The 20,250-nt window shown below is 61.9% G+C and carries 17 protein-coding genes; 12 read left to right on the top strand and 5 right to left on the bottom strand.

Annotated features, from left to right (window positions below):
- Positions 1-180 precede the first annotated feature (180 nt).
- A complete protein-coding gene (locus tag LCM15_RS03025; RefSeq protein ID WP_224852856.1) occupies positions 181-486 on the bottom strand; it encodes a hypothetical protein in 306 nt (101 codons plus the stop codon).
- A 20-nt stretch (positions 487-506) separates the two neighbouring features.
- On the opposite strand from LCM15_RS03025, the gene LCM15_RS03020 reads away from it, so the two are divergent.
- The 3 genes from LCM15_RS03020 to LCM15_RS03010 are packed head-to-tail and all read left to right on the top strand — an operon-like array spanning position 507 to position 3,581.
- Positions 507-2,759, top strand: a complete 2,253-nt coding sequence (locus tag LCM15_RS03020; RefSeq protein WP_224852854.1) for a phage tail length tape measure family protein — start codon at positions 507-509, stop codon at positions 2,757-2,759.
- Positions 2,760-2,763: 4 nt separating this feature from the next.
- Positions 2,764-3,114: a hypothetical protein gene (locus LCM15_RS03015; RefSeq protein WP_224852852.1), complete on the top strand. Its 351-nt coding sequence runs from the start codon at positions 2,764-2,766 to the stop codon at positions 3,112-3,114.
- The gene (locus LCM15_RS03010) at positions 3,111-3,581 is read left to right on the top strand and encodes a DUF1833 family protein (RefSeq protein ID WP_224852850.1); all 471 of its coding nucleotides are present in this window, start codon (positions 3,111-3,113) and stop codon (positions 3,579-3,581) included. The genes LCM15_RS03015 and LCM15_RS03010 overlap by 4 nt, the downstream gene beginning before the upstream one ends.
- 203 nt (positions 3,582-3,784) lie before the next feature.
- Here LCM15_RS03010 and LCM15_RS03005 read toward each other — a convergent pair whose 3' ends face one another.
- Positions 3,785-4,108 (bottom strand): hypothetical protein, encoded by a 324-nt coding sequence (locus LCM15_RS03005; RefSeq protein ID WP_224852849.1) that lies wholly within the window; start codon positions 4,106-4,108, stop codon positions 3,785-3,787.
- 96 nt (positions 4,109-4,204) lie between these two features.
- Here LCM15_RS03005 and LCM15_RS03000 point away from each other — a divergent pair, with 96 nt between their 5' ends.
- From LCM15_RS03000 to LCM15_RS02960, 9 genes are all read left to right on the top strand, one after another.
- On the top strand, positions 4,205-4,585 hold the full coding sequence (locus LCM15_RS03000; RefSeq protein WP_224852847.1) for an NlpC/P60 family protein: 381 nt from the start codon (positions 4,205-4,207) through the stop codon (positions 4,583-4,585).
- On the top strand, positions 4,578-12,245 hold the full coding sequence (locus tag LCM15_RS22740) for a hypothetical protein (RefSeq protein ID WP_263619529.1): 7,668 nt from the start codon (positions 4,578-4,580) through the stop codon (positions 12,243-12,245). Before LCM15_RS03000 ends, LCM15_RS22740 begins: the two co-directional genes overlap by 8 nt.
- Positions 12,246-12,247: 2 nt before the next feature.
- Positions 12,248-12,631 (top strand): hypothetical protein, encoded by a 384-nt coding sequence (locus LCM15_RS02990; RefSeq protein WP_224852845.1) that lies wholly within the window; start codon positions 12,248-12,250, stop codon positions 12,629-12,631.
- Entirely contained in the window at positions 12,628-13,038 is a 411-nt protein-coding gene (locus tag LCM15_RS02985) for a hypothetical protein (RefSeq protein ID WP_224852843.1), read from the top strand. The genes LCM15_RS02990 and LCM15_RS02985 overlap by 4 nt, the downstream gene beginning before the upstream one ends.
- 87 nt (positions 13,039-13,125) lie before the next feature.
- A complete protein-coding gene (locus tag LCM15_RS02980; protein WP_224852840.1) occupies positions 13,126-13,728 on the top strand; it encodes a hypothetical protein in 603 nt (200 codons plus the stop codon).
- A gap of 189 nt (positions 13,729-13,917) precedes the next feature.
- The gene (locus LCM15_RS02975; RefSeq protein WP_224852838.1) at positions 13,918-14,709 is read left to right on the top strand and encodes a lysozyme; all 792 of its coding nucleotides are present in this window, start codon (positions 13,918-13,920) and stop codon (positions 14,707-14,709) included.
- Positions 14,706-14,969 (top strand): DUF5658 family protein, encoded by a 264-nt coding sequence (locus tag LCM15_RS02970; RefSeq protein WP_224852836.1) that lies wholly within the window; start codon positions 14,706-14,708, stop codon positions 14,967-14,969. Before LCM15_RS02975 ends, LCM15_RS02970 begins: the two co-directional genes overlap by 4 nt.
- Positions 14,970-14,971: 2 nt before the next feature.
- Positions 14,972-15,160: a hypothetical protein gene (locus LCM15_RS02965; RefSeq protein WP_224852834.1), complete on the top strand. Its 189-nt coding sequence runs from the start codon at positions 14,972-14,974 to the stop codon at positions 15,158-15,160.
- Entirely contained in the window at positions 15,117-15,317 is a 201-nt protein-coding gene (locus tag LCM15_RS02960; RefSeq protein ID WP_224852832.1) for a hypothetical protein, read from the top strand. The genes LCM15_RS02965 and LCM15_RS02960 overlap by 44 nt, the downstream gene beginning before the upstream one ends.
- Positions 15,318-15,502: 185 nt before the next feature.
- Here the strand turns inward: LCM15_RS02960 and LCM15_RS02955 are convergent, their stop codons facing one another.
- The 3 genes from LCM15_RS02955 to LCM15_RS02945 form a co-directional block, all read right to left on the bottom strand.
- Positions 15,503-16,465, bottom strand: coding sequence for a glycoside hydrolase family 113 (locus tag LCM15_RS02955; RefSeq protein ID WP_412103268.1), 963 nt, complete (start codon positions 16,463-16,465; stop codon positions 15,503-15,505).
- Between the two features lie 467 nt (positions 16,466-16,932).
- Positions 16,933-17,295: a response regulator gene (locus LCM15_RS02950; RefSeq protein WP_224852828.1), complete on the bottom strand. Its 363-nt coding sequence runs from the start codon at positions 17,293-17,295 to the stop codon at positions 16,933-16,935.
- A gap of 26 nt (positions 17,296-17,321) precedes the next feature.
- The gene (locus LCM15_RS02945; protein WP_224852826.1) at positions 17,322-19,745 is read right to left on the bottom strand and encodes an ATP-binding protein; all 2,424 of its coding nucleotides are present in this window, start codon (positions 19,743-19,745) and stop codon (positions 17,322-17,324) included.
- Between the last annotated feature and the right edge of the window lie 505 nt (positions 19,746-20,250).

The following is a 20,250-nucleotide window of genomic DNA, read 5'->3' as shown; positions in this document are numbered from 1 at the left end:
GCATTCCAGCGGTATGGGGCTATCACCGGTCCCATACTCCGAAATTGCCCTCGCAGCGCCGTGGGCGGACGAGACTGAGCGGAACCTGATCCGGGACATGTCGGCGTCTTACCTTGAGGGTACGAGCTTCGGGGAAGACCCGTTTGCGATGCACCCGATGTCACAGGCCGAGGCTTGACGCTAAGCGGTCTGTCGAGATTTCGCGGCGGCTATCCTCTTATCCAAGTCATCGGCATCGGGAGCGGGCGCGCGAGACACCGGCGCTGGGGTGGGCTGCGAGGGCGGCTCTACGGGCGCTGCGTCCACCGTCTCCTTGGTTGGGGTCAGAAGCGTGATGATCCGGTCAAGACCAGCAATCACCGAACCGGCGATGAATGCCGCAATGGCGGCGCTGAAGAAGATCGGCTCCCCCTCATCCACCGCAAAAATGACGCTGAGCGCCGACGCCAAAAACGCAATGGCGTATGAAATCTTCAAGAGAAGCATGAACAGGTTCCGAGGTTAGAATGACAGATATTGCACGTCTCGGTATTGCTGCGGACAGCCGTGGGGTTGTCAAGGCAACGCAAGACCTCAATCGCCTCGGCGATCAGGCGGCGACCACGGAAAAGCAAGTGGTCGGCCTCGGTGGTAGCAGTAAGAAGTCCTTCAACTCCCTCTCTGCACCCCTGCGAAACTACGACAAGGCCGTGCAATCCTCGTCCGCGCACACGGCCAACCTTGCGGCGCAGTGGAACGATATTGCGGTCATGATGGCCGCCGGCCAAAGCCCCATCCAACTTGCGTTGCAGCAAGGTGCGCAGGTCTCGCAGGTCTTGAACCAGATGGGCGGCGGTGTGGGCGCGCTGCGCGCCGTCGGCGCGGGCTTTGCGGCTATGATCAACCCCGTGTCGCTAGCAACCGTCGGCATCATTGCGGGCGGCGCTGCACTTGGTCAGTGGGCGATGAACGCCGCAGGGGCGAGGCGGTCTGCGGACGACCTGGCGAAGGATATCGAGGCTCTCGAAGGCTACCTTGCGGCCCTGCGCGAGACCGCCGCCGGGGATGTGTTCAAGGGGCTTGAGAAGTCGCTCATGACCACATCTGAGACGGCTCAAATCCTTCTGGAAATGTCCCGGATCGAGGCGTTCGACGCCATCAAGAACCTGTCGCAAGACCTCGCGGACGCAAATACCGAGGCGAGCATCTGGCGCAAGGCGATGATGGGGACCGATATTGGTGTGGTCGGTGACTTGCTGAATATCGAGACGGTCCTTCAAGGCCATGTCGGGATCTGGAAAGAGAACCGGGCAGAGGTTCGGGCCTTCATGGATCTGGTGCGGGGCATGAACACCGCAACCGACATGGAGGGCATGTACGAAATGGCGCTGCAAGTGCGAGATGTCTTCCGGTCGCAAGTTGACATCTCGCAGGAGATGACCGGCGAGCAGAAGGCGTTCTGGCGGCAGTTGAACGAGAACATCCAGCGCTTGGAATTGATGGGCGCTGCCGCCGAAGCAACCGCCGACGCCAACCGCCTGATCCGGGAAGAGGGTGACGCGATCATTGCGGGCCTTCAACAGGACGCAGATCTTCGCAAGACCATCGCAATATTCGGAGAGGACAGTGCCGAGGCTGCACACGCGCGCCTGCTTGCGGAGAGGGACGCTTACGACGAAACACTCGCCTCCAAGGGTATTGCCGGCGAGCTCGCGGACGAGATCATGCGGGCGTGGGATGCTGCCAATGGCTTGGCCGCGTCCGAAATGGCTGTGACGCTAGCCGGCGCAGCAGACGAGGCCGCTCGCCTCGCAGACAACATGGCGAACTCGGCAGCAGCGTGGCAGGCATACTTGGACGCCAAGCCATTGGAGGGCCTGCCCCTTCCGGTGACGAAGATGCCAGCCGGCGGCGGTCTCGACCTCCACGACGTGAGCATCCAAGGCCCCGAGGGTCTCCTTCCGCCGCAGGCAGAGGGATGGAAGCCACCGCGCAAGGGCCGCACGGGCCGCCCAGGGGGCCGTGGAGGCCGTGGAGGCATCAGCGATGCCGAGCGCGAGGCAAAGCAGATCGCAGACGCCTACGAGCGCCTGACGCGCAGCCTTGACCCGCTGAAGGACGCCAACGCCGAATACTCGGACAACTTGAAGATCCTCAACGACGCGCTGAAGGCTGGCAAGATCACAGCGGCGGACTACGCCGAAGGGCTGGTCATGGTCGATGAGGCGCACCGGAAGGCCATGGACGACCTCGACGGCAGCACCGACCGGCTGCAAACCATGCAGGACGGCATCGCGGGCTTCACGGACGCGCTTTTCGACAACAGCACCTCAATCAGCGATTGGGCGCAGAATGCCGTCATCGAGTTCGCCAAGGTACAGGCGCAGTTGGCGATCTTGAACGCGCTCGGGCTTTCGACGGAGGGGGTTGATGACAGCTTCATCGGCACCGTGATCGGCGGGCTTTTCGGCAAGCGCGCCATGGGTGGCCCGGTGAACGCCAACAGCGCGTATCTCGTTGGCGAGAAAGGGCCGGAGATCATGGTCCCGACCTCCTCCGGGGTCGTGGTGCCGAACCATCAGATCGGCGGCGGTGGCGGTCCCGATATTCAAGTGAACATCAAGACTCCGCCGGGAGCCACAGCGACGACGCGTCGTAGATCTGGCGGCATCGACATCGAGGTGATGATGGAGCGCAAGTTCGAAGAGTTCATCGAAAGCGGCGGGGCTGACGGCGCCATGAGCCGCTCTTTCGGCCTGAAGGGTCGCCCGAGGAGTTAAAGATATGCCCGCATGGCCCTCCAGCTTGCCGTTCTTCGAGAGCGCCGAGGAATCCCGCACCGGCCCGCAGGGGGCCGTGATCAGGTCCCAGATGGACATCGGTCCGGATCAAGTGCGCAGACGCACCAGCGGGACTGTGCGGCGCCGGGCCGGCACAATTCAGGCGCTCACTGGCGATCAGCTAGCGGAGTTCGAGACCTTCTTCGCAAGCGTCTTGGGGCAAGGCGCGCTCAACTTCACGGCGGCTGATCCGTTCGACGGTGCGATCCGGGATTTCCGGTTCGTCGGTAGCTACAACGTCCAACGCATCTGGCCGTATTACTTCATCACCGCAGAATTGGAGATCCTTCCATGAGGCAGATTACAAGCCGACTTCTGGCCGAGCTCTACGCCGGCGAGAGCAGCGCGGTGTTGGTGCCGCTGGTGAAGCTGACCCACGCGAACTGGTCCGAGCCCGTCCTTCTGGTGCGGGACGATGCGGCCCTGATCCACGCTGGCGAGGAATACCTGCCGTTCCCGTTCGAGATCAGCCTGCCGGATGATCGCGACAAGGGGTTCCCCGTGCTCAAGTGGTCCGCATCGAACGTCTCGCGCGAGATTATTGGCCAGTTCCGCGCCATCACGGGCGAGGTACTCGGGCGCGTGGTCTACGTGCTGACCTCGCATCCCGATGTTGTCGAGGTCGGGCCGTTCGAGGTCGAGATCACCGGCATCGAATATGACGCCCTGACCATCAGTGGCGTGATGACAATCGAGCCGATCCTGCAAGAGCAGTTCGGCTATCTGGAAATGACGCCCGGCACGACGCCGGCGCTGTTCTGACCACTGGAGGAATAAAGATGTTGAAGAAACTTCGCGCCCTCGCAGCGCGCGGACTCTTCTTGGCGGGAGAAATGGCGCATTCTTCGCCCGAGAGTCGTAAGCTGCATTCCAACCTTTTCGATTCCACTTCGGGGGCTGGATGGTGCATCGACCCGAAGACGGGTCAATGCCAGTTCGCGGCTCTCAGGCCTAGACGTGATCTCTTAGTCTGACACCTGACGCAGGCTAAGCAGGCTGGAAATAATCTCCATCGCCTTATGAAGCTGTACTTCTGGTTCACTTCCAGTGCCCTCATGACTGTGTCTGAGTGCATGCTCGCATATCTCTTTGTATGCCTGAATTCGCCAGTCTGGGTCTTCGACGACCTGGTCGAGATAGCCAATTAGAACTTGATTTGCGATTATCAGGCCAGCGCTCAGCGCCATATTTTCGGGTGGCAGGCTTCCTCGGTAGGCATTTGGAATTCCATCGGGTTTGCGGATGACCTTCATGGGTTTGTCGGGATCAACATAGTTCGGAAGTGGCAAGAGATTCTCCATCGATTGTTGTGGTGACGCGATGGTGAGCACCGGCGGGGGTTGGAGTCCAGCCTCCGCCGGACCCTCCTAAATCCGGAAAATCAAATGTGGACCGATGCTTGGGTTGGCCTGCCTTACGCGGTGCGGGGGCGGGGGCCGACCGCTTTTGACTGCCTAGGCCTCTTCATCGCCCTGCATCTCGCCCGGCGCGGCGTGGTGATCCCTGACCCCGCCTGCACGATGACAGAGGCGCTGCAGCGTGGCGCCGTCGACGAGCTTCGCCCGCGCTTTCGCAGGGTGGAGGTCGCGGAGGAAGGCGATGCCCTCCTGTTCATGATGGCGGGGCGCCCGCTGCACCTGGGCTACGCGCTCAACACTACCGACATGATCCACACGCTCGACGATGCCGAGCATTGCAGCCGCATAGAGCGGTGGAACGGCGCCGGCTGGCGCGGGAAGCTCGAAGGAATCTATCGCTTTGCTTGATGACGTGATCGACGCGCGCGCTATCGAAGTCGCTGCCGAGACGCACCCGCTATGCCGTGAGGTGGTCCATAGCGCTGTGCGCGCGGGCACGACGGTCTCCGAGATCGTGCGACTGATGGACATCGACACCGCGCGCTATGGGCTGCCCTACGTGGTGCTGATCAGGGGTGCCGAGGTGTGGCCTGTCCCGATCACTCTCTGGCGGAACATACGCCCGAAGGAAGGAACGCGGGTCGAGATCGCGTTTCCGGCGCAAGAGGGTGGCGCGATCGTCGCTGCGGCAGCTTCGGCTTTCCTGCCGACCGCAGCGGCGGCTGGTGCTGGCGCGCTCTTTGCGGCCGGGACGGTCGGCTATGCGCTGACCTATGCCGCCATCACGGTTGTCGGCGCGCTCGCGATCAACGCGCTCATTCCGCCGGCGCAGCAGGGTGGCGGCGGCACGGGCCCGCAGAACTACGCCATCACAGGGGTGGCCAATGCGGCGAACCGCTATGGCGTGTTCCCCTACGTGATCGGGCGCCAGCGCATGTTCCCGCCGATGACCGCCGCCGGCTTTTCGGAGACGGTGGGGCGGGATATCTACTATCGCGGCCGCATGACGTTCGGATGGGGGCCGGTTGCGCTCGAAGATCTGCGCATCGGTAATACGCCGATCTGGGAATATGATGGCGTCGAGCTCGAGTTCCTCAACGTCGATGAAGCGCTCACACTCGCGAATATGCCGCAGCTCGCAGAGCTGGTGAAGCCGCGCACAGAGGAGAGCCGATCGGTAAAGAGGTTGCTCGCCGCCGAGGGAGAGGAGTTTGTCTTTCAGCCCGCGGAGGCGGCAAAAACCGTCGCCATCACGATCGAGCCGACCGCGCTCTTGGCCGGCACCACCTTCGACGCAGTGGTCGAGGTTGCCGAGGTGGGGAGCGAGAGCTGGGTCGAGGTCGAGACCTATACCGGGATCAGTACCGAGCAGGTATTCGAAGCCGGGCCGTTCTCCGATGGCGTGGCGCGCCGCTGGCGCGTTCGGATCACCGGCAAGACCGTTTCTGATGAGCCCGACCCGAGCTTTGGCCTTACGACCCTTTTCGAGGGGCGCGAAGGCTTTACGGTCACCAAGGCCTCGGCGACCTATCAGGCTCCGACCGCCGGCTGGCGCTATGGCGCTGAGAAGATGCGTCTCTACGCAGATGATGTGACCGAGGATGCCTATAACGATGTGCCGCAAGAGAGCGAGCCGGTCATCAAGTACACCCGGCTGGATACGGTATCGGCTGCGGTTGACCTGACGTTCCCTCAGGGCCTCTACAACAGCACCTTCGACGGAGATCGGAGCAGCCACCGGGCGCGGTTCGTGTTCGAATATCAGAGCACTCAGGGCGGCATCAACGAGGCGGACTGGGTGAGCCTTGGGGAAACCGAGTGGTCGGGCAAGTTTTTCAGCCTGTATCGGGTGACCAAGGAAATCGCGTTCCCGGCCCCGGATGAGTACGCCATCAGGATCACCCGAACGAACGGCATCGATGATGCGCCAGGGGATTACAACTCAGCCACGCTCACCGCCATTCGCTCGTTCAGCGACCGCGATCTGCCGAGCCATGACGGCATTGCCGAGGTCGCGTTTCGCATCAAGGCCAGCGATCAGCTCAACGGGCAGATCGACAGCCTCAACGCCATCGTGCAACAGCTCGCGCCGGTTTGGGATGGCAGCGCGTGGTCGGACCCGCAGCCCGTTCGGCACCCGGCATGGGCGTTCCTGCAGGCAATCCGCGGGAAGCATCTGCGCCGCCCGGTGCGCGACGAGCGAATCGATCTTGAAGCCTTCCGCGCGTGGGCCGTCGAAGAGCCGCATTGGACGTGCGACTACGTGGTCGATACCGCCACGCAGCTTGGCGAGGTGCTCGACATCATCGCCGCCTCGGGGCGTGCGAAGCGCACGTTGACCGACCTCAAGTGGTCGATCATCCGGGACAACGCCGCCGGCCCGGTGCGGCAGGTCTTCACGCCGCGCAACAGTTGGGGCTTCCGGGCGGAGCATCGGTTCCCGCGTGAAATCCACGGCTTCCGCGTGAAGGCGCGCTCCGAGCGTCTGGAGTGGCAGGAAGATGAGATCTTCGTTCTTGCCGATGGCTTCACCAAGCAGACCGCGACCGAACTGGAAACGCTGGAGCTTCCCGGCGTCGTGGTCACTGCTGACGATCAAGACGAGGGCAACGTCTATCGGCTCGGGCGCTACCACCTTGCGGCGGCGCTGAACCGGCCTGCCACCTACACGCTGCAGGTCGGCTGGGAGCACCTGCGGGTCACGCGTGGCGACAAGGTGCGCTTCGTGCATGACGTGCCGAAGGTCGGGGTAGGGCAAGCGCGCATCAAGGCGATCACGGAGGACGGCAGCGGGTACGTTGCGAGCATCATGCTCGATGATGTCTTGGACTTCGACCAGGACACGTTCCGAATGCTGGTGCGGAACGTCGGCGGCAATCAGACCTTCACCGCGCTGTCTCCGGTGGACCCGCACGCAAGAACTTGGTCGCCGGCTGTGAACGTGGCGGCGAGCGACATGGCGCTTGGCGATCTGGTGGTCGTTGAAGAGCTCACGCAGGAAAGCGTCGATCTGATCGTGACCAGCGTTCGGCCAAAGGCGGACGAAAGCGCGGAGTTGCAACTGGTCGATGCGGTGCCGGGCATTCTGGGGGCCGACAGTGGCGAGATCCCGACCTATTCGCCGGTGATCACAGAGCCGCGCGATCCGGCGACCGCAGGTATGCCGCCGCTTCCTGTGATCATTTCGGCCTACTCAAACAGCCTCACGCAGATCATCGCGCCCGACCTGTCAGCGCGGCCCCGGATCGCAGTGCAGCTCGCGCCGTTCGCCAGCGCCACCGACCTCGAGGGCGTGACGCTGCAGCTCCGTTGGCGCGATGCCGAGGACCTCTCCGCTTGGAGCTATGGAGAAACGGTTTCCGCCGGCGAATACAACCTCACGACGCGGGCGCTCGATGTCGGCGAGGCCTACGTGGTCGAGGTGCGTTCGGTCGATCCCGAAGGGAAGACGCGCGGATGGGTGGCGGCGCCCAATGCGGTCACCGCGAGCACGGCGCCGCCGGCGCCGCCGCAGATCTCGGCCACGGCCACCGCCGCGAGTGTGCCCGACGCCGCCGGCAACGGGCGTCGTCCGGCGATCTCGCTGAACTGGACCATGCCCGCCAACCGGACGTTGCGCGTGACGTGGGAGCTGCGAGTTGCCGCGACCGGCGTGGTGGTTCAGCGCAGCCTGTTCGCCGCGGCCTCCGAGGGTCAGGTGCTGATCTCGGACGGGGTTCTGCCTGCGACCGCATACCAGGTCCACGCGAGCTTCGTCTCGGGCGCCGCCGATCTGCGGAGCTGGGGCGACTGGCTCGATGTGACCACGGAGGATCTGCGGATCTCCCGCGTCGATCTCGACCCGGGGATCACGGATCAGCTCGATGGGGCCACGGACGCCGCCAATCAGGCCCTGCAAGACGCGGCGGCGGCTGACCAGAAGGCAGGCACTGTCCAGCAAGAGTTGAACACCGCAATCGAAGGGCTCACGGTCGACTACAACGTCGCCACGCAGGCGGCGCAGGACGCTCAGACGGCGCGCGACGAGTCGCAGTCCGCCCGCGACAACGCGGCCACGCACGCGGCAAACTCGGACACCGCCCGGCAGCTTGCCGAGGACGCCAAGGCGGCAGCAGAGACCGCAGAGGTGGGAGCGATCGAGGCTGCGGGCGTCGCGGTGAGCGTGGCGCAGGAAATGCAGCCGGTTCCTTACGCGCCTGAGTTCTACATCGAGGCCACGACGGGCTACGGCTGGGAGGCCCGCGCAGATTGGCCCAACACTGACCCGGCCACGGGCTACGGGGTCATGGGGCCGGGCAATGTTGCCATCGCCGTGCGGGTGCCCTTCACGTTCACCCCCGGCCACATCTACCAGATCGAGGCCAAGGTCATCGTCATCGACGGCCCGATGAGGTTCATCCTCGGGCTGTATAGCTGGGACGCGGATCAAACTTCGCTGAACCAGAACCTGCAAGACGGGTCTGGCGCCGCCGAAATCTCTGATGAAGGCGTGGTGACCGTCTGGACCACCACATTGGGTCTTGCTGGCTCGGGGGCTGCGATTGAGGTCCATGAGGACACGGCGTTCTTCCGCCCGCAGCTTCGCGCCAACCAAGCGGGCGTCACTTCTGGGGTACTGCACTTCCTGTCCATGGAGGTGACTGACATCACCGAGAGCCGAGCGGCGGCTACCAGCGCTGCATCGGCAGCCGCCAGTGCTTCGGACGCCGGAGAATCCGCCACTGCGGCTCAGACCAGTGAGACGAACGCCGCCACCAGTGCTGGTGAAGCCGGAGTAAGTCGCAACGAGGCAGTGGCCGCGAAGAACGACGCCGAAGGGGCTTCCTCGACTGCCGTGTCCGCAGCCGAGACCGCGACGAGCGCTGCCAACGATGCAGGCGAGAGCGCGGGGGCTGCGTCGTCCTCGGCAAGCGCCGCCGCTTCGAGCGCCACCACTGCCACGCAGAAGGCCAGCGCAGCCAGCAATAGCGCCAACACGGCCAGTACCAAGGCTGGTGAGGCTAGCACCAGCGCACAAGCGGCGGCGGCGTCCGAAAGCAGCGCGGAAGGCTCCGCCAACGCTGCTGCGACTTCGGAGAGCGTGACGGCGAAGACCGTGCGCGAGAACGCGCAGCCGTCGCATTTCGAGCAGGATGGCAAGTTCTGGACTCACGCCCTCAGCGGTAACCCTGACAATAAAACCGACCTCGGAGATGGCGACCCGACCACCTTCCGGGACACGCCGGAAGGTCGCGCCGCGTTCAACTACCACAGCGTCACAAGCAACTGGCATTGCGGTCCGAAGGGATACCTGCGCAACGGGCCGGGCCGAACCTTCCGCATGACCTGCCGTGCGAGGCATACCGGAGCGCTGGGAAACCAGCAGGCGGAGGCCCCGCTCAAGCTACAGTTCCGGCGGATTGACGCGGACTACACGCACACTACGGGCGGCACTTGGACGATGAACTGCGTGTTCAGCGCTGCGGATACTTTTGAGACTTTCGTTCACGAGATTACGGATCTAAACGGCCTCACCCCGTGGATGATGGGCTTCGCCTATTGGAATGGTGCCTACCCTCAGACAAACGGTGGCGTGGAAATCGTCGAGCTGCGCATCGAGGACGTGACTGCCGAGAAGGAAGCGCAAGTTGCTGCTGAGGCCGCATCTGAGAGCGCCAGAAGCGCCGCCACGTCTGAGAGCGGAGCGGCTCAGTCTGCCAGCGCGGCCAACAGCAGCAAGAACACGGCCAGCACGAAGGCAGGGGAGGCATCGACAAGCGCAGGACAGGCCGCCACTAGCGCCAGCAATGCAGCAGGGTCTGCCAACAGCGCCAGTAGCTACGCCTCGCAGGCGGCAACGAGCAGGGATAATGCAGCAAGCAGCGCCCAAGCTGCTAGCGTCAGCGCGTCGAACGCAAGCACCAGCAAGAACCAAGCCGCGTCCAGTGCACAGGCAGCGAGCAGCAGTGCCCAGACCGCCAGCACGCAGGCTGGCCTTGCGGGCAACTACGCTGGGCAGTCAGCGATCAGCCGGGACGCTGCCTCCGACAGCGCGGTGGCCGCGAGTAACTACCAGAAGACCGCTGCTCAGATCACCGGACAGGGCGTCGGATGCTTGGAGGACGCCTACTTCGACACCTACGGCGAAGCTGGCTCCATGTGGCAGGACTTTGGTGAGGGGCCGAGCTACACCCCCGGCGACAACGAGGTGTTCGCTACCGGCAAGACGCTGAACTACAACTACAGCGATACTAGCCTTAACGCCGGTGTTCGCATGTCAAATAATAACGGCTGGAAGGGACCGAAGAACGAGTCAGCATACGTCGTGGAGGTGGTCTTCACCTATGTAGGTGGTAATGGTCTTGGTGGCGCGGGAGTTCTGATCGACTGGAACCATGCCGACGGGGAGAGCCGGCGGCAATTTCCGCTGTCTGACATGATCACGGGCTACCTCAAAGCAGGCGTACCCACCTATGCCTCCAAGGTGTTCACGCGCCCTACCGGGTTTCCCGGCAACTTCACCTCTCACGAAGCGTGGTTCATGGTACAGTGGTCTGGCTTTGTTGGAGGAGTAGACCGAAAGCACATCAAACTGCACTACTTCCAGATCCGTCCGGCTTCGCCCGACGAGATCGAGTATCTCGATACGGCGGCCACCGTGGAGCAGCATACCGGGGCCATCGCCACGCTCGACGGTAAAGCCCGCGCTTCCGCAGGCTTGGCGGTCACCGCCAGAAGCAACGGCAACAGCTACGTCTCGGAAATCCGTCAAACGAGCTACGCGGACCCGGATGGGTCCGGTGGTTCGGCCATCCAGCTCGACGCAGACCAGATCGTCGCCGATGGGACGCTTACCACACGCAAGCTGGCGGTCGGTCTCGGGGGCAACCTTCTGACCAACACAGAGTTCTGGGCTGGGACGAGAGACTACGAAATTTATAAGTCTGGCGCAGCCGGGGCAGATACCTCGCTGAAACGGCGAAGCCCCGGAGCGACTTACGCAGGGGCCGGGTATCCGACCCTTGTGCTTGAACAGAGCAGTGGCGACACCACTGGATACGCTGATCTTGTTTGGAGACCGGCGTACAACGAAAACGGCGACGCCGGTTACGGGACGCCGGTAAAGCAAGGCGATGTACTCGAAATGTCTGCGCAACTATCCATTCACAGGTGTGAAGTGGAACTGCGCATCCAGTGGAAGAACGATGCCGGAGACACCATCGGGTACTCGAATTCGGTCACTGTGGGGGCGGGTAGTTATAGTCCGACCAACCCGGACGAATGGCCAAGACGCGGCGTTCGTTGGGGCGCTCCCGCGAATGCGGCATACGCGACCCTGCATATCCGCAAGAGGGCTACGAACTCAGGGTCCAACTCTTACCTGTTCGTTCATAAGCCGATGCTCAGCCGGTCGCACGCCCAAGCCAGCGAATGGGCCGAGTATACGCCGGGCGGGTCGACCTTCATCGACGGCGGGACGCTGATCAACGACAGCATCCTCTCCCGGCATGTCGCTGCCGGGACGATGCAGGCCGACCGGATGGACACCGACTCTTTCGCAGCGAAGGGCCTTGCGCTGTTCGGTGGCGACCTACGTTCCGACGACTTCGTGGCGGGGAACCAAGGGTGGCGTATTCGGAAGGGCGGCGATGCGGAATTCAACGACCTGATCGTTCGCGGAAGTCTCCGACAGAACGCAGTGAGCGATGGCGTGGTGCTGACGGATGCTGGTGCCGACTACGAGAACGAAGACGTGATCCAGCTATACACACTGGGTCGCCCCGTCACGATGGACGATGTGTGGATCATTTCAGTGTCTGTGGATCTAAGGCGTCGTTACGGCGCCGTTGGTCCCGGAGCGGAAATTTCGATTGACGTTAAAGTTAATGGGAGCTGGGTCGGTTGGAATCATTTGTTCGTGATCGAGCGGGAATTTGACGATCTCGATCCTGAATGGCGGGTGGTTTCCAATTCGGAGATCCATGCTTTCGAGGGGCAGGATCTTCGAGTACGCCTAAGGGCAACCGGCGGCAACGATGTGACAAGTTACCGCAAATCCAGCCTGTTCTTCAAATCCATCCAGAGGTGACCATGGCACACTACGTAATCCTGAATGGCGCCGGATGCGTCCAGCAGATTCACAACATAGACCTCGGTATCGAGGGGGCTATCGAAATCGCAGACGATCAGGTGTCTGTTGTTCAGGACAGCTACTACAGCGAGGGGTGGTTCCTGCCTCGGCCCCGGATCGAACTGCCCGAGCTGGACGGGAACAACCTCGCTATCCCCCCGCTTCCCCTTGGGACAAGAGTTACCATCGTCGATCAACTCGGCGAGGCGGTCCTGAGGATGGTGACCGAGACAGAAGACTGGTCGGATACGCTGGCCTTTGAGGACGCGGGCCGCTACTCGATCGATGTCGCACCACCTGCGCCCTACCTGCCGAGCAGCGCGGTCGCGGAGGTGCCGGAATGATCTCGATCACTCGCACCGACGAGAGCAAAGAGGCAGAGGTAGCGGAAGAGCAGGCTCGCCGGAAGGTGGCGCTGCATCAGCACCGCGACCAACTCATCGCGGAAGGCACCACCGTGACCGTCACCGGCATTGGCGACGTGCCCCTGCGCGGCCTGCCTTTCGATCAGACCGTGATGCTCTCGCTTCTCCAGCGCGGGGCCGCACGCGTCGCAGCGAACGACAGCACCGCCGACATTCTGTTCCGCGACGACGCCAACACCGAGCACATGCTCACCGGCGCACAGGCGGTGGAGCTGGCCCAGGCCGGCATGACGTGGATCGAAGACGTGATGCAGGCAAGCTGGGCGATCAAGGATGCCGGCCCGATCCCGGAGGATTTCACAGATCCGATCTACTGGCCGTCCTGATACGCTCGACCATCGCACCACACGACCCGCCGCCGGCGGGCTTTTTTATGACCTCGGACCATCGGAGGCCCAATGGGAGAAAACAGCATGACCGGTGACGAGTTCCCGCGCACCTGGAAAGGCCGGATAATCGAGGCGGGCAAAATCATGGGTGCCATCGCAGCGATCTTCGGCGGGTGCAGCCTGATCTGGGGTATGACCCTCGGCCCGCTACGGGACATCTACGGCATGGCCTCCAATTTCGTGGATGACTTCCGCCGACTTGAGGCGACGGTGCAGCAACTGCAGGTCGACGTGGCGCGGGCGAACGGCGAGGACCGGGTGATCCGCCAGCCGGACGGGCTCAGCTACATTCAGGAGCCGGTGACGCAAGGTGATAACGTGGTGATGATCCTCGTGGTTGCCCGCACCCGGCTGGGGGAGGGGTGCCGGCTCATCGACTGGGTGCCTATTTTCACAGATGAGCTCAATATCCCGACGCCGGGCGAACGGTCACGCAAGGGCCCGGTCAGCCGCCAGATCGACACCAACACTCAGCGCCTAAGGGTCGAGATGGTCCCGCCTGAGGTGCTCCGACCTGGCCGGATCGTCGTCTATCTGACGTTGACCTACCGGTGCCCCGGTACGGACGGAGAGACCACTCTCGAGGATCGCACGGAGGGCCTCCCGTACCGGCTGCTGCCGCGATGAGCGATACCTGATCCACACTCATTTCTGGTGAGACTAGGCGCGAGCGCCGCGTCCGCCTGGGGGAGGCGGCATGACCTGGGGAAAGAAGGTCTAGCGCGGCACTCGCGCGCGAACATGAGCAGATCAACAAGTTGAATACAACCCCAACGCCCGGCCATCGCGCCGGGCTTTTTTCATGGAGAAATGACCATGCGACTGATTGACAATGCCGGCGCCGTCGCGCGCCGATCGCACAGCATGTGGGGTTTCTACCTCACCGGGCTGTTTCTGATCCTGCCTGACCTGATCTGGGTCGTGGCCGGGATCGACACCAACCCGCGGTTCTGGTGGGTAGCCGCCTTCGCCGCGTGGATCTACGGGATGATCGGGCGGCTGAAGGACCAGGGCATCGACCGAACGAAGGTGCGCAGCGCGCCGATGATCGGCCTCCTGGCGCTGGTGCTGGTCGCGGGCGGGGCCCTGATGACCGGGCAGCGCGCCCATGCTCCGGCGCCCGTCGCGCCGGCTGTCTCGCAGGCGCGGACCTCGGAGGAGGCCTTTCTCGAGGTGGCGATCCCACTGGTCTCGAAATGGGAGGGGCTCGAGACCAAGGCATACCGCGATCCGGTGGGGGTCTGGACGGTCTGCTACGGCGAGACGCAGGGCGTGCGGCCCGGCGACCAGTACACTGCCGAGCAGTGCGCCGCGATGCTCGGCCGGCGGATCCTCGAATACCGCGCCGGGCTGCACCGCCACTTCACGGCTGACACCCGAGCGCGGCGCCTGCCGCCGACCAGGGATGCCGCCTATTCGAGCCTCGCCTACAACGTCGGCGTCTCGGCTGCCGGCAAGAGCACTGCCACGCGCCGCCTCAACGCGGGTGACGTTGCCGGGGGATGCGAGGCGTTGACGTGGTGGAACAAAGCCGGCGGGCGCGTCCTGCGCGGACTGGTCAACCGTCGTACCGATGAGCACCGCCTGTGCATGGTGGGCGCGGCATGACCCTCTCCCTGACCATCCTCGCGCTGCTGCAGGTCTGCGACGTGCTCAGCACCATCCGCGTGCTCGAGGCGGGCGGCTACGAGCGGAACCCTGTCGTTGCCAAGCTCATGGACTGGTTCGGCCGGTTCTGGTGGGCCCCGAAGATCCTCGTGGCCGCGATTGCCGCCGCCCTGATCTGGTGGGCCGGCGCTGAGCCGCTGATCTGGCTCCTCAACGCGGTCTATGCCGCCGTCGTCATCAACAACTTGCGGCAGGTGTGACGATGCTGAGCAAGCTCCTGATCGCGCTCTGCGCCGCCCTCATGGCGCTGTGCCTCGTGCTGTGGTTCCAGCTCGACCGGGCGCAGGACGCCGCCGCCCGGCTCGACACGTGCCGGGACATGCTCAACCTCAAAAGGGAGATCTCCAATGAAACGGACGATGAGCTGTTGCGCGGTATTTCTGAGCCTTAGCGCCTGCGCTGTGCCAGGGGATTTCTGCGATGTCGTGCCGGGTGAGAAGCGCTTCGACGCCGCGGTGACAGCGCCCCAGATGCTCAAGACCGACCGTGAGGACGTGGAGCAGATCCGGGTCGAGAACGAATACGGCCGGCGGTACTGCAGCTGGTGACGAGATCCACCGGCGCGGTGCTGGTGGTGGTCGGGCGGGCGTCGTGCGTCCCGGCATTCTATGCCGTGCGCACCGACCTGCGATCAGGAGAACAGGCAAATTTTCTGGTGCCCGATTAAACGGGCGGTGCCTCCCGAAAGCCGATCAGTCGCGCATGGGCCTCGCGAATTGGATCGTTCTGCAGCTCAATACTCTCGCCACCAATCTCCAATACGGCTTTCGGCAAGTTTGTTTTGAACGGTGAAGTCTGTATCGTATTGCCCACCGCCTTCCGGGTCCGTCAGCCACCGCCAGATCCAGACATTGTCGATCTTTCGATCTTTAAGGGCGTGCAGCCACTGCGAGAGCACCGCTGCCTGGAGCTGCAGGTCGGGCTGTGCAGCACGTTCCTCGGCACTTTCCCATGGCCGAGCCGCAGCGCCTTCGGCAGATCGAATGCCAATTTCTGCGATCCACACTGGCTTCTCAACATTTCGGGCGACGGCCTCTACCCTGTCGAGTTCTGTCTCGATGGCGCGCCTCCAATTCTCTTGGGCATTGTCGGCGCCAAGGGGTGGGTAGAGAGAAACGGCAACCGCATCGAGAAGAGGCCAGAAGGCCACACGCTCCGCTTCGTCTGCGCCGTGCGCGACATATGTCAATCTTCCGGAAAAGGACCGTCGGACTTCTTTGATCAGCTCTGCCCATCGCGGGCCGTCGGACATTCCCCGTAGTTCGGTGCCGAGGACTAGAACTTCGGCCTGCTCGTTCTGGGCGATGCCTGCCAGCTCAAGAAGAATTTTACGGTAAGCATCGTGCCAACGCACCTTGCCCTCGCCCTCGACCAATATTGCCCCTGCCCAGCGATCCGGAACCCAGACGTGCGGTTTAACAACCGCGCTCAACCCGGCAGCCTGGACCTGTGCGATCCCAGCGCGTATCCTGTCTTCCGGCACAGCATTACCCATGATGATCTCATCCGACGAAGCGTTGGCTTGCCAGAGAAACGGCACGATGGCAGCGGCAGTCGCTCCGGTCGCGGCCAACCGATGGATACTGGTTTCGGCTTCCATACTTCCGAACGGAGCATCTTCACTTTCAATTAGGTTGAAGCCGCGAAGGACAGGCGATGACGAGGGCGGAAAAGACCAGCTCGGCGATCCGACCATGGTCACTGCGCCAAAGGCAGAAACTACGTGGCGTCTTGAGAGGGTTCTCATTGTCACTCGCGCATACCGAATGTTGCCGAAGGTACCTTCCTGCGCCAGACAGCTCGATCTCTCGGTCCATCCGACGCTCTGCTAAGATACACGAGATGTCCTAAAGATCATCAAAGACTGCACTGCGCGGAGCGTTAAAGGCGGAGCCCTCAATACACCTGAAATGGGAGACAGGTTGATGCGGTGGTGTTCTGGTGACATTGGCGACAAAAAACCACTGCATGACATCGGTAGCTTGTCACTGCATGTCGGCCTCAGCCACGGATCTCAGAATCTTCGCCAACCAAGCGAGCAGTTCGACGGCCTAGGCGGAGTCGAACCAGATGATGCGCGCTCAATGCGCCGCTGAACTAGCTTCGCTTTCCATCATCTCTCGAGGTGGCCGTACTGGAACCCTGCTGAGGCCCGCTTCCCAGTCATGGCAACAGTGCTTTTATCTCATCCGCCAGCGAGATCGGATCGAACGGCTTTCCGATCACCCCGATCGCGCCGATCGACTTCAGATTGTCGACCGTTTGATGTTGAACCGCGGCCGTCATGAAGATGATCGGGATATCTGCAGTTTCTTGGCGGGCGCGCAGGATCTTCAGAAGGCTCGGCCCATCCATTTCAGGCATCATTACGTCGAGCAGTATGACGTCGGGAGCGTCATCTGAGATACTCTCAAGGGCGGCCGCTCCGCTTTTCGCGGATGCGACTTCGAACGTGGGGTCAAGAGACAGCGCCATCTCGGCGATTTCCCGGATGTCCGCTTCGTCGTCGACATGCAGAATCTTCATTATCAGGCCTCTAACATTAACGGGATCTAGAGAACGTCGACGTTCGACGAACCAAGCGAATTTGAGGCGTCGAGGACGTTCAGCACCGCTTCGACCACGTCCGTCTCTCTTGTTCGCGATTTGGTAAAGACTGCACTCGCGCGCTGGCTGATATGCGTATCCACATCGTGAGCAGAGAACACGATGACCGATGTCGAAGGCGGTAGGATCGGCAGTAACTGAGCACCATGGCCGTCTGGTAGCTCCAGATCGAGCAGGACCAAATCGAATTTGTTATACGCGATAATTGCTCGAGCTTCGGCGAGTGTTCGGGCGCCCGTCAGCCGTACTTTATCTCCGACGCTCTGCTGGAAGATCTCGTGCAAGTATGCGTCATCCTCCACGTACAGGACGTGCGATTGAATTTGGCGGGAAGACAGCACCTCGTTCAAAGCTTCTTGAAGCTCGGTCTTGGTTGCCTCTTTCGGGAGAATAGCGATCGCGCCCTCGACCATTCCGCCCTCTTCTCGCGAAGCTACAATCACCGGAAGATGGCGTGCCCAATCGTCTCGGCGGATTTTCTCCAATGCAGCTTCCGGGGCGATGGTATCTCCGTCGACCAGTAGGGCGGCATAGTTTCCCTGTTTGGCAAAGCTGAGTGCTGCATCCAAATTCTCAGATGAGTCCGGGAACAGTCCGCAAAGTTGGGCCGCTTCCTTCACCATCTGAGTGAAAGCTTTGTCATCGCTGCAAATTAGAAGGCGCCGACCTATCGCGCCTGGTTCCGCCGTACTATGATCGGCGTGAGCGGGCACTTCTATCGCGGGCAGATCGATGTGAAACGTTGCCCCGTGACCTTCAACCGACTCGAAGCTGAGATGCCCGTCCATTGCTTCGATCAGCCCCTTGCTGATGCTGAGGCCGAGTCCGGTTCCGCCGACGCTTCGGGTTGATGACGTTTCCGACTGACTAAACGGCTGGAAGATCTGGTCTGCATACTCTGCTCGAATCCCAACGCCCTCGTCTTTCACCGACACCCGCAGCTTATCCGCAAGCTGTAGGATAGAAAGTGTGACGGTTCCGCCTTTTGGTGAGAACTTTATTGCATTGGACAGCAAGTTTGCGAGGACCTGATCGAAACGGATAGGATCGATGTTCACTTTTCTGCCGGCGGCGCGATCATCTAGGACGAAGGAGATCTCCTTCTCTGGCGCATAGTTCTCGGAAGAGGCCAGCGCGTTTTCGGCATGGCTCTGCAGGTCTTGCAAGCTGAGCGAAAACTGCATCTGCCCGGCTCGGATTTTTTGCATGTCGAGAATGTCGTTGATCAGCAGAACCAACCGCTCGGAGTTGCGATCGGCGATGTTAAGCATGTGTAGAACTTTTTCGGGAAGCCCCGAGGATCCTTTGCCGATGACGAGGCGCAGGGCACCGCGGATGGACGTCAGTGGTGTCCGCAGTTCGTGGCTGACAGTCGAAATGAACTCGTCCTTCAGCTTTGCGGCAATCTTCTCCTCAGTGATGTCGATAAAGGATCCATCCCAAGTTGTTCGGCCATCGAGATCCTTGCGGATGCCGGAATGAACGCGCAGCCACTTTTCGCTGCCGGTGTGCCTCAGGCACTGAAGCTCGAAGCTCCAAGGGGTAAATTCCTCCTCTGAAGCGTTGAGCTTCGAGTTGATTTCGCCCGCGGTAGGCGTGTCGGAGATGCGATTTATTGCAGTGAAATCGTGTAGCAGATCGCCTGGAGCGATACCCAGAATGGACTCGGCGGAGCGTGAGACATAGGTGAAGCTCGGGGCTCCGTCAGCGGCGCGAACGATTTGGAATAGGACCACCGGGGCATGCTCGGATATCGCGTTGATTTGAGCCTGTTTTTCTTCGCCGAGCTTTATGGCGTCGGCGCGGTCCAGATCGCGCACCAGCATCGTCCCCATGATCAGCGTCGCCGCGAAGTTCGTCGGTGCGCTAAGGGCGTTGGAGATGAAGAAAACTTCCCAAGGGGCTTTGCTGACAAAAAGCAGTATTATCGCCGGCACTGTCCCGGCGATCACCGACTGCACCACAACATACGGAATGCTGAGGCGTGCCTTGGCGATGCGAAACCACCAGACCCACGCCAACCCGGATGCGAGGCCGACGCCTAAAATGTAGATGGCACCGGGACCAGCGCCCATACCGCCTTGGATCAACCTCATTATCGCGAGACAGGGGGCGGTGATCGCGACACTTAAGGGCCCGCCGAATGCAGCAGACAGGACCACCACCGCGCCTCGTGGATCGGTCCGGATACCCTCGACAATCTCGACCGAGTTTTCCATCACTAGGATGCCGACGAAAGCAAAAAGCAATCCCAGTAGAACGCTCTTTGTCCAGTACTGGCGGGAGAATTTGCTGTAGATCATGCTCACGGCCAAAACCGCAAGCAGCATGACCGAGGCGCTCTCGATCATCGTCACAATCTTCGACATCGGTTCACCCTGCCAAGGAACCGCTAAAAGATGCGGCAATTTTGTCCATATTCGCATCTCTAGGTAGAGCGAAGTCTCGATAGTTGTTAGAGGTAGAGTTTTCCTGCTCGTAAGCGATGCGAAAAAGGCACGCAGCAGCCTGTAAGAGCCGAACCTCCAGTTGCGAGATAGCTTCAAGAGTGGCTCCGCCACGTAAGAATTCGCTGCGGGTGCGCTCTGTGGTAACCTGGCACGCCAATATCTGAGAGAGCACGACTGGGACAATGTAAGGGGTTGGTCGAGGGGCGATCTCTGGAGGAGGTTGAAACGGATCTCTCTGAGATCACCAAGCAAGTCGCCGAGCAAGAAACATGAGGCCCGAGCGTGCGAGATCTGATTTTCTGGTTCTGGCAGCTGCACTGGGTGCGTCGGCCCACACGGTATGGTCGAAAGGAAAAGGGGGGAAGAAATGCCTATCGGGGATAGTCACGATGAGCGGGTATGCGAGCTTGTTCGTAGGACAGTG

It is taken from the genome of Salipiger bermudensis (assembly GCF_020171625.1).
In the GTDB taxonomy this organism is placed as follows: domain Bacteria; phylum Pseudomonadota; class Alphaproteobacteria; order Rhodobacterales; family Rhodobacteraceae; genus Salipiger; species Salipiger bermudensis_B.
This window is presented reverse-complemented; position numbering and strand designations above follow the sequence as displayed.

What these genes read in the sequence shown, in the direction of transcription:
- LCM15_RS02950 (WP_224852828.1), bottom strand. Translation starts at nt 17,295, where the DNA reads ATGAAGATTCTGCATGTCGACGACGAAGCGGACATCCGGGAAATCGCC.
- LCM15_RS02955 (WP_412103268.1), bottom strand. Translation starts at nt 16,465, where the DNA reads ATGGTCGGATCGCCGAGCTGGTCTTTTCCGCCCTCGTCATCGCCTGTC.
- LCM15_RS02945 (WP_224852826.1), bottom strand. Translation starts at nt 19,745, where the DNA reads ATGTCGAAGATTGTGACGATGATCGAGAGCGCCTCGGTCATGCTGCTT.
- LCM15_RS02980 (WP_224852840.1), top strand. Translation starts at nt 13,126, where the DNA reads ATGACCGGTGACGAGTTCCCGCGCACCTGGAAAGGCCGGATAATCGAG.
- LCM15_RS02975 (WP_224852838.1), top strand. Translation starts at nt 13,918, where the DNA reads ATGCGACTGATTGACAATGCCGGCGCCGTCGCGCGCCGATCGCACAGC.
- LCM15_RS03020 (WP_224852854.1), top strand. Translation starts at nt 507, where the DNA reads ATGACAGATATTGCACGTCTCGGTATTGCTGCGGACAGCCGTGGGGTT.
- LCM15_RS03010 (WP_224852850.1), top strand. Translation starts at nt 3,111, where the DNA reads ATGAGGCAGATTACAAGCCGACTTCTGGCCGAGCTCTACGCCGGCGAG.
- LCM15_RS02960 (WP_224852832.1), top strand. Translation starts at nt 15,117, where the DNA reads ATGAAACGGACGATGAGCTGTTGCGCGGTATTTCTGAGCCTTAGCGCC.
- LCM15_RS03000 (WP_224852847.1), top strand. Translation starts at nt 4,205, where the DNA reads ATGTGGACCGATGCTTGGGTTGGCCTGCCTTACGCGGTGCGGGGGCGG.
- LCM15_RS02985 (WP_224852843.1), top strand. Translation starts at nt 12,628, where the DNA reads ATGATCTCGATCACTCGCACCGACGAGAGCAAAGAGGCAGAGGTAGCG.
- LCM15_RS03025 (WP_224852856.1), bottom strand. Translation starts at nt 486, where the DNA reads ATGCTTCTCTTGAAGATTTCATACGCCATTGCGTTTTTGGCGTCGGCG.
- LCM15_RS03015 (WP_224852852.1), top strand. Translation starts at nt 2,764, where the DNA reads ATGCCCGCATGGCCCTCCAGCTTGCCGTTCTTCGAGAGCGCCGAGGAA.
- LCM15_RS02970 (WP_224852836.1), top strand. Translation starts at nt 14,706, where the DNA reads ATGACCCTCTCCCTGACCATCCTCGCGCTGCTGCAGGTCTGCGACGTG.
- LCM15_RS02965 (WP_224852834.1), top strand. Translation starts at nt 14,972, where the DNA reads ATGCTGAGCAAGCTCCTGATCGCGCTCTGCGCCGCCCTCATGGCGCTG.
- LCM15_RS02990 (WP_224852845.1), top strand. Translation starts at nt 12,248, where the DNA reads ATGGCACACTACGTAATCCTGAATGGCGCCGGATGCGTCCAGCAGATT.